13 protein-coding genes are annotated in these 11,668 nt (G+C 62.7%); 11 read left to right on the top strand and 2 right to left on the bottom strand.

From position 1 onward, the window contains the following. Positions 1 to 2 precede the first annotated feature (2 nt). Genes AC1DGP_RS23890 through AC1DGP_RS23860 form a run of 7 tightly spaced genes read left to right on the top strand, consistent with a single transcriptional unit; the run spans position 3 to position 6,620 of the window. Positions 3 to 1,241 carry an ABC transporter substrate-binding protein gene (locus tag AC1DGP_RS23890; protein ID WP_441505750.1) on the top strand — a complete coding sequence of 413 codons (1,239 nt, stop codon included), beginning with the start codon at positions 3 to 5 and terminating at the stop codon, positions 1,239 to 1,241. 13 nt (positions 1,242 to 1,254) lie between these two features. Beyond that, positions 1,255 to 2,130: a branched-chain amino acid ABC transporter permease gene (locus tag AC1DGP_RS23885; protein WP_441505749.1), complete on the top strand. Its 876-nt coding sequence runs from the start codon at positions 1,255 to 1,257 to the stop codon at positions 2,128 to 2,130. A 4-nt stretch (positions 2,131 to 2,134) separates the two neighbouring features. Further along, a complete protein-coding gene (locus tag AC1DGP_RS23880) occupies positions 2,135 to 3,028 on the top strand; it encodes a branched-chain amino acid ABC transporter permease (protein WP_476832617.1) in 894 nt (297 codons plus the stop codon). Further along, positions 3,028 to 3,789, top strand: a complete 762-nt coding sequence (locus AC1DGP_RS23875; RefSeq protein ID WP_441505747.1) for an ABC transporter ATP-binding protein — start codon at positions 3,028 to 3,030, stop codon at positions 3,787 to 3,789. Before AC1DGP_RS23880 ends, AC1DGP_RS23875 begins: the two co-directional genes overlap by 1 nt. Then, positions 3,786 to 4,529 (top strand): ABC transporter ATP-binding protein, encoded by a 744-nt coding sequence (locus tag AC1DGP_RS23870; RefSeq protein WP_476832616.1) that lies wholly within the window; start codon positions 3,786 to 3,788, stop codon positions 4,527 to 4,529. The genes AC1DGP_RS23875 and AC1DGP_RS23870 overlap by 4 nt, the downstream gene beginning before the upstream one ends. A gap of 16 nt (positions 4,530 to 4,545) precedes the next feature. After that, positions 4,546 to 5,892, top strand: coding sequence for an amidase (locus tag AC1DGP_RS23865; RefSeq protein ID WP_476832615.1), 1,347 nt, complete (start codon positions 4,546 to 4,548; stop codon positions 5,890 to 5,892). Positions 5,893 to 5,951: 59 nt separating this feature from the next. Continuing rightward, positions 5,952 to 6,620, top strand: a complete 669-nt coding sequence (locus AC1DGP_RS23860; RefSeq protein ID WP_441505744.1) for a TetR/AcrR family transcriptional regulator — start codon at positions 5,952 to 5,954, stop codon at positions 6,618 to 6,620. Here the strand turns inward: AC1DGP_RS23860 and AC1DGP_RS23855 are convergent. Together AC1DGP_RS23855 and AC1DGP_RS23850 are read right to left on the bottom strand one after the other, a co-directional pair. Then, entirely contained in the window at positions 6,565 to 7,122 is a 558-nt protein-coding gene (locus tag AC1DGP_RS23855) for a gamma carbonic anhydrase family protein (RefSeq protein WP_441505743.1), read from the bottom strand. The two genes, AC1DGP_RS23860 and AC1DGP_RS23855, sit on opposite strands and share 56 nt — an antisense overlap. A 77-nt stretch (positions 7,123 to 7,199) precedes the next feature. After that, positions 7,200 to 7,943: a FadR/GntR family transcriptional regulator gene (locus tag AC1DGP_RS23850; RefSeq protein ID WP_441505742.1), complete on the bottom strand. Its 744-nt coding sequence runs from the start codon at positions 7,941 to 7,943 to the stop codon at positions 7,200 to 7,202. Between the two features lie 473 nt (positions 7,944 to 8,416). Between AC1DGP_RS23850 and AC1DGP_RS23845 the strand changes: the two genes are divergently transcribed. Genes AC1DGP_RS23845 through AC1DGP_RS23830 form a run of 4 tightly spaced genes read left to right on the top strand, consistent with a single transcriptional unit; the run spans position 8,417 to position 11,564 of the window. Continuing rightward, positions 8,417 to 9,127, top strand: a complete 711-nt coding sequence (locus AC1DGP_RS23845) for an ABC transporter permease (protein WP_441505741.1) — start codon at positions 8,417 to 8,419, stop codon at positions 9,125 to 9,127. A 56-nt stretch (positions 9,128 to 9,183) separates the two neighbouring features. Next, a complete protein-coding gene (locus AC1DGP_RS23840; RefSeq protein WP_441505814.1) occupies positions 9,184 to 9,909 on the top strand; it encodes an ABC transporter permease in 726 nt (241 codons plus the stop codon). Positions 9,910 to 9,921: 12 nt separating this feature from the next. Continuing rightward, positions 9,922 to 10,698: an ABC transporter ATP-binding protein gene (locus AC1DGP_RS23835; protein ID WP_441505740.1), complete on the top strand. Its 777-nt coding sequence runs from the start codon at positions 9,922 to 9,924 to the stop codon at positions 10,696 to 10,698. Between the two features lie 11 nt (positions 10,699 to 10,709). Further along, complete coding sequence (locus tag AC1DGP_RS23830; RefSeq protein WP_441505739.1) at positions 10,710 to 11,564, top strand: transporter substrate-binding domain-containing protein; 855 nt, start codon at positions 10,710 to 10,712, stop codon at positions 11,562 to 11,564. Positions 11,565 to 11,668: the final 104 nt, after the last annotated feature.

The raw sequence follows: 11,668 nt of genomic DNA, 5'->3' as shown, positions 1-11,668 counted from the left end.
TGATGAAACAGCCTTACAATCTGTCACGCCGCGCCTTTTTGGTCTCAGGGACCGCCGCAGCAGGCCTAGGGGCGCTTCCGGGCCAAAGCTTCGCGCAGGGGGAGCGGGTATTTCGGCTCGGCGCGCTCAACTCGATCACCGGCATCGGCGGCCCCTACGGCCCCTACATGTTGGAAGCGATCAAACTAGCGGTGGCCGAGGTCAACTCTGCGGGCGGTGCGGCGGGCCGCAAGTTCCAGCTCTTCGCCGAAGATGATCAGACGAAGCCCGAGGCGGCTGTCCTCGCGGTCAAGAAGCTCGTCGAGATCAACAAGGTCGAGGCGGTCGTAGGCATCTGGGCGTCCTCGGTCGGCCTGGCGACGATGCCGATCACCAACGACGCCAATCTGATCACGATGAACACCTGCGGCGCGCCGGAGATGCTCACCGAGAACAAGAAGGGCCTCGCCTGGATGTTCCAGGCTTCCAATGCGATCTTCGGGAATGCCTTTGCGGAGGTTGCGCGGCGCCGGGGCTTCAAGCGCCCCGCCGTCATGGCCTTCAACAACTCGACCTTTGTCGGGCAGGCGAACTATTTCAAGAGCGCCTGGGAGGCCAATGGCGGCAAGGTCAGCGCCTTTGTCGTCTACGAGCCCAACCAGAGCAGCTATCGCACCGAGCTTGCCCGTGTCCTCGCGTCGAAGCCGGATGTCATCTCGCTCAGCGCCTATCGTCCCGACGCCACCATCATCCTCAAGGAATGGTACCAGAGCGGCCAGGACTGCAAGTTCATCATGCCTGGCTGGACCGCCAACGAAGACCTCGTCAAGGCGCTCGGCAAGGAAGCGACGGAAGGGCTGATCTCGATCTCGAATGTCGCGGCCGAGCAGCATCCGGCGTTCAAGCGTTTCGCAGCCGAATTCAAGACGATCACCAAGCGCGAGCCCGATATTTTTGCCGCGCAGTGCTACGACATGGTGATCACGCTTGCCCTTGCCCTCGAAGCTGCGGGAGCCCAGGCGGACGTCGCCGCCATCAACGGTCAGATCCGCGCGGTCACCGGGACCGGAGGCACCAAGGCCAACTCCTTCGTCGAAGGCCGCGATATCCTGCGCAAGGGACAGAAGGTCGATTACGACGGGGCGTCCTCGCGTCTCGAGTTCGGCAAGCATGGCGAGACGGTGCCCGATTTCGGTGTGTTCGACATTCAGGACGGCAAGCTCGTCCTGAAAGAGACCATCCCCGGCCAGCTGCCGGCATAGGAAGGTCGCACCGATGGATTGGATCTCGATCGCTAACGCGGTCATCAACGGCGTCGTGATCGGGATGTTACTGGCCTTGCCCGCACTCGCGATCACGCTCGTGTTCGGCATTGCTCGCTTTCCCAATGCGGCCACCGGCGACTACATGACCCTGGGCGCCTACACGACCATTGCCTCCCAGATGTTTCTGGGAGGCTCGATCGTAACCGCCGTGCTCGGCGCGATGACGATGACCGCCGCTGTTTCGCTGTTGATGTATTTCTGGGTCTTCCGGGCACTGGCGGAACGCTCGCACGTCGCCCGGCTTATTGCTTCCATCGGCGTGGCCTTTGCCGTTCGCAGCACAATCACCTTCTTCGCGGGGCAGGACCAATATGTCGTGGACCTGCCACTGGTGCGGGCCTGGAATTTCGGCGGAATCCGCATCCTGCCGACGGATCTCTACATCGTCGGCGCTGCGATCATCGCGCTCCTGCTGGTTTTCTGCGTCATGTATCTGACCCCGACGGGACGTCGCATGAGGGCGATCGCGGACAGCTCGGAACTGGCCGCCGCGAGCGGCATTCGAGCGCGCAGGGTGATGATCTTCCTCTGGGCCGTGGCCGGAGCATTCTGCGGACTCGGTGGTGCGCTGCTGGGCATCAAGGCAGTGGTGCTGCCCGAACTCGGCTGGGAACTCCTGATGCCGATGTTTGCTGGCGTGATCCTCGGCGGGATCGGCAGCCCTGTGGGCGCGGTTCTGGGCATCGTGACGTTCAGCATCGCGCAGGAAGTCGCGAGCTTGTTCGTCGGCCCTGCCTACAAGGTCGTTCTCGCCTTCCTGATCCTTCTTTGCGTGCTGCTCCTGCGACCGCAGGGAATGTTCGGCCGTCCGATTGCAGCGAGGTGATGCCATGGAAGGCTATTTGATCGCGATCTCGATCAGCGTGCTGATCTATCTCCTGATGGCGAGCGGGCTGGCGCTGCAATACGGCTTCACCGGCCTGGTGAATTTCGGCCATGTCGGGTTCTTCGCCATCGGCTCCTACACCTCGGCCCTGCTAGCATTGAAAGGGGTGCCGATCCCCGTCTCGCTGGCTGCAGCGACGGCGCTCGCCGCCCTCGCGGCCTACCCGTTGGGGATGATCTCGCTGCGGCTGGGCGGCGACTATCTCGCCATCGTCACGCTCGGCTTCTCCGAAGCTGTCCGCATGACACTGCAGACAGAGGAATGGCTGACGCGCGGCATGCATGGGCTGCCGGGCATCCCCAGGCTCTTTGCCGGTTGGGTCGATCCGAAAATGACCGATTTCTACATCTTTCTCTTGCTGCTTGCGGTCTGTGCCGTGGTCTTCCTGCTGATCCATCATATCATCAGGAGCCCGTTCGGCCGGGTGATCGAAGCCATCCGCGACAACGAGGTAGCGGTCAGGGCGCTGGGCAAGAATCCGGCCCAGTTCAAGACGCGATCCCTGATGATCGGGGCCGGAATCGCGGGCCTCGCGGGCGGACTCCAGGCCCATTACCTGACCTTCATCAGCCCCGAGCAATACGTCCCGCTCATCACCTTCTACATCTGGATCGCCCTTGTCCTGGGCGGTGTCGGAACATTGCGCGGCGTGGTCATCGGAACCGTATTGCTCGTCGGGTTCCTCGAAGGCTCGCGTTTCCTGCGCGATGTCTTCACCGGCGTCTCCGAGGTCCAACTGGCGAGCGTCCGGATCTGGATCATCGGCATGGCTCTGATCTGCGTCGTGCTCTACCGCCCGCAAGGCCTGTTCGGAAAATCGTCGCGGAGGAGCAACTGATGGCGCTCCTTTCGATAACCGATATCACGGCTCGCTTCGGCGGCTTTCGTGCCCTCGACTATGTTTCGCTCGAAGTCGGCGAAGGCGAACTGGTCGGGTTGATCGGAACGAATGGTGCGGGAAAGAGCACGCTGTTCTCGGTCGCCACCGGCTATATTCCGGCGGGGTCCGGCAGTGTGGTCTTCCAGGGCGAAGACATCACCGAAGTGCCGGTCCATCAGCGGGTCCGGCGCGGTCTCGCCCGCACATTCCAGGTCCCGCGTGAATTCAGCCACATGACGGTGTTCGACAACCTGATGGTGGCAGCGCGGGATCAGCGTGGCGAGAAGCTCGCCGCCCTGGTTTTCGCGCGCGGCGCGATCCGGCAGGAGGAAGAGCGACTGGCCGAGCGCGTGCGGGAAGTGATGGCCTTCCTCAACCTCGCGCGCGTCTCGGACGAACTGGCGGGCAAGCTCTCGGGCGGCCAGAAGAAGCTGCTCGAGATCGGCCGGCTGCTGATGCTCGAACCCAAATGCATCCTGCTCGACGAGCCTTTCGCCGGGGTGAATCCGGTTCTGATCGAGCAGCTCTGCGACCGGATCGTCGAGTTGAACCGGCGCGGCATCGCCGTGCTGATCATCGAGCACAATCTCGCCGAGCTCGCGCGCGTCGTGCCCCGACTCTACGCGATGGATCGCGGCAAGGTCATCGCCAGTGGCACGCCTGACGCGGTTCTCGCCGATCCGGGCGTCCGCGAAGCCTATATGGGGGGTGTGATATGAGCCTTCTGCAAATCGCCAACCTGTCCGGCGGTTACGGCGATGTCGACATCATCACCGGTATCGACATGCATGTCGGCGCCAGGGAAATCGTCACGATCGCGGGCACCAACGGCGCCGGCAAGTCGACCCTCATCAAGGCGGCGATGGGCATCCTGCCCCGTATCGCCGGCACCATGGTGTTCGACGGCATCGATCTGATGAAGCTGCAAATCGAGGACCGCGTCCGCATCGGCATTTCCTACGTGCCGCAAGTCCGAAACGTCTTTGGCACCCTGACCGTGCTGGAGAACCTGCAGGTCGTGGAACATGCGCCTGGCAAAAGCGCACGAATCCGCGACATGTTCGATCTCTTCCCCGCTCTGGCGGGGCGGCGCGGCACCTATKCGGAAAACCTCTCCGGCGGCGAGCGTCAGCAACTCGCCTTTGCGCGGGCCTTGATGTCCTCGCCCCGCCTGATCCTGCTTGACGAGCCGTCCGCGGCGCTGTCGCCGGCGCTGACCGACCAGGTCTTCGAGGAGGTCAAGCGGCTGCCGCAGGCCGATGTTGCGGTGCTGATGGTCGAGCAACGGGCACGTCAGGCGCTCGCCTTCAGCGACCGCGGATACATCCTCGATGCGGGGCGCATCGTCTTGTCTGACACAGGCGCAAGCCTGCTAGCCAACGAGGAAATGGGCGACGTCTATATCGGACGCGGCCAATCCCAGGCGGCAATGCCCCACGCACCTTCCACGCACGTCTAGAAACGGGACAGGCACAATGGACATTTCTTCCGTCGACCGGCCGGTGACGGCCAAACGGCCGGCTGCCTCGCGCACGGCCATGCTCACCGCGACCGAGGGCTTGCGAGCGCTCGATCAGGGGACTCTGACCTGCGAAGCCTGGGCACGCGCCTGCCTGGAGCGCATCGAGGAGCGCAATGGCGGCGTCAAGGCGTGGGTCCATGTGAACGCCGACGCCGCCCTCGCTCACGCGCGGGCTCTCGACCGGAACGGCCGTAGCCGCCTGTTCGACGGCGTCCCGCTCGGTCTCAAGGATACGATCGACACCGCCGACATGCCGACTGAGCTGGGCGATCCCGAGATATTTCCTCGCCGCCAGCCGCAGTCCGACGCGCCGGTGGTTTCGATGGCGCGCAATTTCGGCTTCACCATCCTTGGGAAGAACACGGTCTCGCGGCACGCCATCATGCTGCCGGGACCCGCACGCAATCCTCACGATCTGACGCGCACGCCGGCGGCCTCCTCGGCCGGCTCCGGCGCCGCCGTCGCCGATTTCATGACGCCGATCTCCATCGGCACACAGACGGCCGGCTCGATCCTGAGGCCATCCGCCTTCTGCGGAGCGGTAGGCTTCAAGCCAACGCTGGACGCCATTCCCTATGTCGGCATCAGGACCTATTCGCGCCCGCTCGACGTCATCGGGCCGATCTGTCGCTCGGTGGAAGACGCGACGCTCTTCATGCGCGGCTTCACCCGCGATCCGCGCTTCGATGCAACGACATCCGTGCGTACCGACATGCGCGTCGGCGTGTGGAGGACGAAGGATTTCGATAAGGCCGATCCCGCTGCGCTGGCCATCTTCGAGGACAATCTGCGCAAACTGGAAGCGGCAGGTGCGACCGTCCAGTCGCTGGTCATGCCCGCGATCTTCGAGACGATCGGGGAAGCGCAGGATGTGATCATGGCCTATGATCTGGCGCGCGAGTATGCCGACATCAAGCGCAACCATGCGGACAAGTGCGATCGCGAACTGATCGAATACCTCGAACTCGGCGAGAGCTACTCCGCCGACGATTATGCGCGTGCGCTCGACGCCGCGGACGCGTGCCGCAGGGCCTTCCACGATCTCGCGCGCGATGTCGACGTGCTCGTCATGCCGTCGACCTTGGGCGAGGCGCCGGAGGCGACGAGCACCGKCAGCTCCGCCTTCATCCGCATCTGGTCCCTGCTGCACAACCCTTCGATCACCTTGCCGGTGTCTCGCGGACCAGCAGGCTTGCCGCTCGGTTTCCAGGTGGTCGGCTGCGTCAAGGAAGATGCGCGCCTGCTCTACTGGTCTCGCTGCATCGAAACCATCCTGGGAAGCTCGGCCCATATCGCCTGATTGGCCCGAGCCGCGACGCCTGGCTGGAACTCTCATGGGATCCAGTGCACAAGCGATGGATGACGACGAGCTTTAGACCGGAGCAACGGGAGAGCGGCAGGGATGCGATCGTACGCACCGCAACCCTGCTGTTCGGTGAGCGCGGTTATCAGGGGGTGAGCATGCGCCTCCTGGCGGAGCAGCTCGGCATCACCGCCCCCAGCCTCTATCACCATTTCTCCTCAAAGGAGGCGCTGCTCTTCGCCGTCCTCGAGGACAATCAACGGGATTTCCTCGCAACGACCGAGGAAGCCGTCGCGAAGGCAGCTCCCGACCCAAGGCGCCAACTCGCGGCGCTGGTGGCCTCGCATGTTCGCTATCAGATCGAGAAGGTCGAATATGCCCGGGTCTATGACCGGACGTTCCTGGGAATGGGTCCGCTGGTCGAATTTCTCTCCGACGAGCAACGCGGCGTCATGCGTGTCTTGCAGCGCCGGCACACCGAGAATCTGCGCCGTGTGATCCAGGGCGGGGTCACGGAGGGTGTGTTTACGGTCAAGGACGTATCACTTGCCGCCTTCGCAATCATCTCGATGTGTGACGGCGTCATCACCTGGTATCGCAGCAACGGCAGGCTTACCGTGAAAGAAGCGGCCGGGCTCTATGCCACCATGGCGCTTGACCTCGTCGGCGTCAGACCAGATGCCGGGAGCTCCGCGCTGGATGGTCAATTGCCATCTCCGCGATGAAGCGTCGGTGGTTGGAGACATATTCCGCCGCGGTCTCCGCGATGTCGTGGATCTCCTGATCCGTCAACGACCGCACCGCCTTGGCAGGGGCCCCCACGATCAGCGAGTTCGGTTCGAAGCGCTTGCCCTGGGTGATGAGAGCGTTTGCGCCGACGATGCAGTTTTCTCCGATGACGGCGCCGTTCAGAATGGTCGAGCCCATGCCGACGAGCACCCGGTCGGCAAGCGTGCAGCCGTGCAGAACGGCGCGGTGCCCGACAGTGCACGAGGCGCCGACCGCCAAAGGATATCCTGCGTCCACGTGGAGCACGGCGCCGTCCTGAATGTTTGATCCGGCACCGATCGATATGCGGTCATTGTCGCCCCGGATGACGGCGGCGAACCAAACGCTGGTGTCGTCATCGAAGATGACGTCGCCGATGATCGAGGCATCGGGGGCGAACCAATAGCGGCCCGAGCGCGGAAGGGTCGGGCGCAGATCGCCCAGGTTCATGATTGGCATGGATCTTCTGTGGAGACCGAGGGATTTTGAGGCTTCTCACGGGGCAGGGCGCGGGCATCCGCCTCCCTTGCGCGAGTCTAGAAGCCGACCGAGAGACCCAGCCGCTTCGCTGCGTTCATGACGTGCCGCCGGGCGGCGCTGCGTGCCGCCTCCACACGTTGCTCGACAATATTGTCATAGATTTCCTTATGTTCCATGAGAACTGCCTCCGGCCGGCCGACATAGGAGGAAGAATTCAGACGGGCGATGCGGACAGAGTTCTTGAGCTGCGCTCCAAGAAGATCAACCAGCTCGAGAATGAACGCATTTCCGGTCGCCTTGGCGATCGTGCTGTGGAAAGCGAAGTCCGCGTCAATGCCGTCATCCCCATCGCGGATATTCGCATCAATGGCGTGGAGACACTGAGAGAGCGCGCGCAAGTCGCTGTCCGAACGCCTTAGCGCGGCATAGCCCGCCGCATCACCCTCGAGAGTCAGGCGCAATTCGAAGACCTGCGACAGCTGCTCGCGATTATTCTCGATCTCTCGTGGATCGAGCCGGAACGATCCCGCGGCGCGCATGCTCGTCACGAAGGCGCCGCTGCCCTGGCGCGCGTCGACCAGCCCCTCCTGCTTGAGCCTCGAGATGGCTTCCCTGATGACGGCTCGGCTGACACCCATGCTCCGTGAGAGTGCGAACTCGGTCGGCAATTTCTGGCCGATCTCGAGTTCGCCCCCGCTGATGCGTGCCGCGAGATCGCCGGCGATCTGCTCGGCAAGGTTCGGCCGTCGCAAGGGACGAGGCTCTTCGGCAGGCGTGGATCCGGCGCTCTTGGCTTTCATTTCACCCAATCCCTATCAAAGGAATATTTGTCGGGCAACTTTGATCGTCGCTGGAATGCGGCGCTTGTTCATGCTGCAGGAACACATTCTCGGGGCAGGCCTCTGCTCGATTCCAGGCGGAGCGTGTCATCTTCCCGCGAAACCTATGAAAGGCTCGCGCGCCCAGCTGTGTAACTCGATTCAGGGACATTCTTCGCGCTGCTTGGTTTTCGCGATCCGCAAAGTCGGGCGGAACGCGACCGCGCTTGACGGCCATCTTCTAGTATGTCTTTTTGTCCGACAACCAAACGCTTGTTAAGTTCAAGACAAGAACAAAGAATGCAGCATCCGGGGAGGCTGACGTGAACGCAATCAAACTGCCATACGAGTCGAACGGCGGATGCATAGCCCAGCGGAGGTGCCCTGGAGCCGCGGGCATTGGTTCCGGGCTTGGTATGAGCGTCTTGTCCGCCTGAGCCCGCGAGACGCTGCCTATGTCGACATTGTCGCTGATGAGTCTGGGCTCCGACGGTTGGGGCGTGGCGATGCTGGTCGCTGCCGGCGTGACCTTATCAGTCGCCGCCTGCGGCTTCCTCCTCGGTTCTGTGATCGGTGGCCTTGTTGCCTGGGTGAAGCTGTCAGGCGGTGCGGTCGCTCGCGCTGCGGCCGATGCCTACACCACGATTCTTCGCGGCATTCCGGACCTTCTCATCATCTACCTCTTCTATTTCGGGGGGAGCGCGCTGCTCAGCAGCATCGCGGGACTTTTCGGTCCCGGGGGCTTCGTCGGTGTGTCGGGGTTCGCCGCGGGTGCCGCTGCGATCGGCATTATCTCCGGCGCCTATCAGTCAGAGGTCTTTCGAGGCGCGTACACGGCGCTGAACTGGGGTGAGATCGAGGCGGCGAAATCCGTGGGCATGCACCGCACGCTGATGTTCCGCCGCATCATCGCGCCACAGGTGCTGCGATATGCCATCCCGGGCCTGGGCAATGTCTGGCAACTGGCCTTGAAGGAGTCCGCCCTCGTCTCGGTCACGGGGCTGGTCGAGCTGCTCCGCCAGTCGGCCATTGGCGCCGGCTCCACGCGTGAGCCGTTCAGCTTCTATCTCGCTGCCGCTGTGCTCTACCTGGCAATCACCACGGTTTCCTCATGGGGATTCCGGCGCGCCGAGAGCTACGCGATGCGCGGCGTCCGGAGAGCCTGAATGCAGCCCGCTCACATGCCCATCACCCTCAAGCATCCTGAGAAGCGAAGCCCGTGATTGACGCCGCATTCATGGGGGAAACCTTCCTCAAGCTGCTGGAAGGACTGCCCCTCACACTCAAACTCACGTTTTCATCCGTCACTCTGGGTCTGATCGTTGCGATGGCCCTCGCGACGATGCGCATGTCAGGGGTGCCGGTCCTGGACTGGCTTGCGCGCAGCTATGTGTTCGTGTTCCGCGGGACGCCGCTTCTTGTTCAGATCTTCCTCATCTACTACGGGCTCGGTCAATTTCGGCTGGCCCTGCAGGCCATGAACCTATGGGGTTTCTTCCGCGAGCCGTATTGGTGCGCTCTGCTCGCCCTGACCCTGAATACCGCCGCCTATGTGAGCGAGATCATCCGCGGAGGCTTGCAGTCCGTCCCGCAAGGTCAGATCGAAGCGGCACGCGCCTGCGGGATGTCGCCGCTTCTCCTCTATCGGCGGATCATCGTTCCGATTGCTGTCCGTCAGGCACTTCCGGGCTACGGCAATGAAATCATCCTGATGGTGAAGGCGACCTCGCTCGCCTCGATCATCACGATGATGGAAGTGACCGGCATTGCGCATAAGCTGATTTCGCAGAGCTTCCGCGCGATCGAGATCTTCATCTGCGCCGGGGCCATCTACCTCATTCTCAATTTCCTCGTGACGCGGGCCATTCAAGCCCTGGAGCACAGGCTTTCGCCGCATCTGCGGGACGCGCCCATGCCCATTCAGCGCCTTGAGCCGGTCCATGAGTAGCGGAGACGATCGGTGACCTCATTGTCCACGCCAGCCGTTTCGGTGCGCGATCTGCGCAAAAGTTTCGGCTCCTTGGAAGTTTTGCGCGGTATTTCGCTCGATGCGGCCGAGGGACAGGTGATCTCAATCCTCGGCTCGTCGGGCTCCGGCAAGTCAACGATGCTTCGATGCATCAACGTGCTGGAGACGCCCGACGCCGGCGAGATCGCGATCGGCGGTGAAGTCATTGCACTGCGCAAGGGCCGAAACGGACGCACGGAGCCGGCTAATCGCTCCCAGGTCGACCGGATCCGCTCCCGCGTCGCGATGGTCTTCCAGAGCTTCAATCTCTGGTCGCACCTGACGGTGCTTGAGAACGTCATCGAGGCGCCGATCCATGTGCAAAAGCGACCAAGGGCGGAGTGCATCGCCGAGGCCGAGGCGCTGCTTGCGAAGGTCGGCATCGTCGACAAGCGCAACCACTATCCGGCTCATCTGTCGGGCGGCCAGCAGCAGCGTGCCGCAATCGCGCGCGCCCTCGCCATGAAGCCGAAGCTGATGCTGTTCGACGAGCCAACCTCGGCGCTCGATCCCGAACTCGTCGGCGAGGTCCTGCGCGTCATGCGATCGCTGGCGGAAGAGGGCCGCACCATGCTCGTGGTCACGCACGAAATGGGTTTTGCCCGGGATGTCTCGTCCCGCGTGGTGTTCCTCCACAAGGGGATGGTGGAGGAGGACGGGCCGCCTGGCGAAGTATTCAGCGCACCAACATCGCCACGGTTTCGACAATTCATCTCTGAGCATCGTTAGGAGGGGACACGATGAACAACCCGAGATTTCGACTGGGCTGGCTGGCGCTGAGCGCTTGCGCATTCCTGGCGACTGCCGCCGAAGCGCAGCAGGGAAAGGAGATCACCATCGCAACCGAAGGTGCCTTCATGCCCTGGAACTACACCGAGCCGAGCGGGAAGCTCGGCGGTTTCGACGTCGAGTTGGTGAACGATCTCTGCCGCCGGATGAATGCCAAGTGCAAGGTCGTCGGTCAGGACTGGGCCGGCATCATCCCGGCTCTCCAGGCCGGAAAGCACGATGCGGTGATGACGGGAATGAACATCACCGACAAAAGGCTGGCGGTGATCGGCTTTTCGAGGCCCTACGCCACGAGCCGCCACGTCTTCGCGACGATGACCGATCGCGAAATGCTCAATCTGCCCAAGAGCGGACAGCTGATCGACATCACATCTCTGAACGACGACGGCAAAAACACGATTGAGCAGATGAAAAAGCTGATCAAGGGGAAAACGATCGGCGTGCAGACATCGACCAACGCCCTTGCATTCCTGGAGACCTACTTCAAGGGAGACATCGAGATCAGGGAGTACAAGACAGCCGAGCAGCATGATCTTGATCTCTCCGCAGGTCGCATCGATGCGGTGTTCGTCGATTACGCGTCTGCGATGTCGTCGCGTGAAAGGAAGGAACTGAACGGCATGACCGTTGCGGGGCCGTCATTTCGCGGCGGACTGCTTGGTCGTGGCGTCGCGATCGGCCTGCGCAAGGACGATGGCGAGCTCAAGCAACGCTTTGACCAGGCGATCGAGCAGGCACTCGCGGATGGCACGATCAAGACTCTGTCGATGAAATGGTTCAAGTCCGACATGTCGCCTCCGCAATAGTCCCGTCGATGGAGTGGATTGACGGACTGGATCTTGAGAACCCCCGGGCGGGCAGGGCTGTCGGCCGAGCCCACCCGGACCGAACTCCGCCTGTTGACCTTAGG

It is taken from the genome of Allobosea sp. 05T433 (genome assembly GCF_056396065.1).
The sequence above is the reverse complement of the archived record's forward strand: the minus strand, read 5'-3'. Positions and strand labels throughout refer to the sequence as shown.

What these genes read in the sequence shown, in the direction of transcription:
- AC1DGP_RS23875 (WP_441505747.1), top strand. Translation starts at nt 3,028, where the DNA reads ATGGCGCTCCTTTCGATAACCGATATCACGGCTCGCTTCGGCGGCTTT.
- AC1DGP_RS23880 (WP_476832617.1), top strand. Translation starts at nt 2,135, where the DNA reads ATGGAAGGCTATTTGATCGCGATCTCGATCAGCGTGCTGATCTATCTC.
- AC1DGP_RS23845 (WP_441505741.1), top strand. Translation starts at nt 8,417, where the DNA reads ATGTCGACATTGTCGCTGATGAGTCTGGGCTCCGACGGTTGGGGCGTG.
- AC1DGP_RS23860 (WP_441505744.1), top strand. Translation starts at nt 5,952, where the DNA reads ATGACGACGAGCTTTAGACCGGAGCAACGGGAGAGCGGCAGGGATGCG.
- AC1DGP_RS23850 (WP_441505742.1), bottom strand. Translation starts at nt 7,943, where the DNA reads ATGAAAGCCAAGAGCGCCGGATCCACGCCTGCCGAAGAGCCTCGTCCC.
- AC1DGP_RS23890 (WP_441505750.1), top strand. Translation starts at nt 3, where the DNA reads ATGAAACAGCCTTACAATCTGTCACGCCGCGCCTTTTTGGTCTCAGGG.
- AC1DGP_RS23830 (WP_441505739.1), top strand. Translation starts at nt 10,710, where the DNA reads ATGAACAACCCGAGATTTCGACTGGGCTGGCTGGCGCTGAGCGCTTGC.
- AC1DGP_RS23855 (WP_441505743.1), bottom strand. Translation starts at nt 7,122, where the DNA reads ATGCCAATCATGAACCTGGGCGATCTGCGCCCGACCCTTCCGCGCTCG.
- AC1DGP_RS23885 (WP_441505749.1), top strand. Translation starts at nt 1,255, where the DNA reads ATGGATTGGATCTCGATCGCTAACGCGGTCATCAACGGCGTCGTGATC.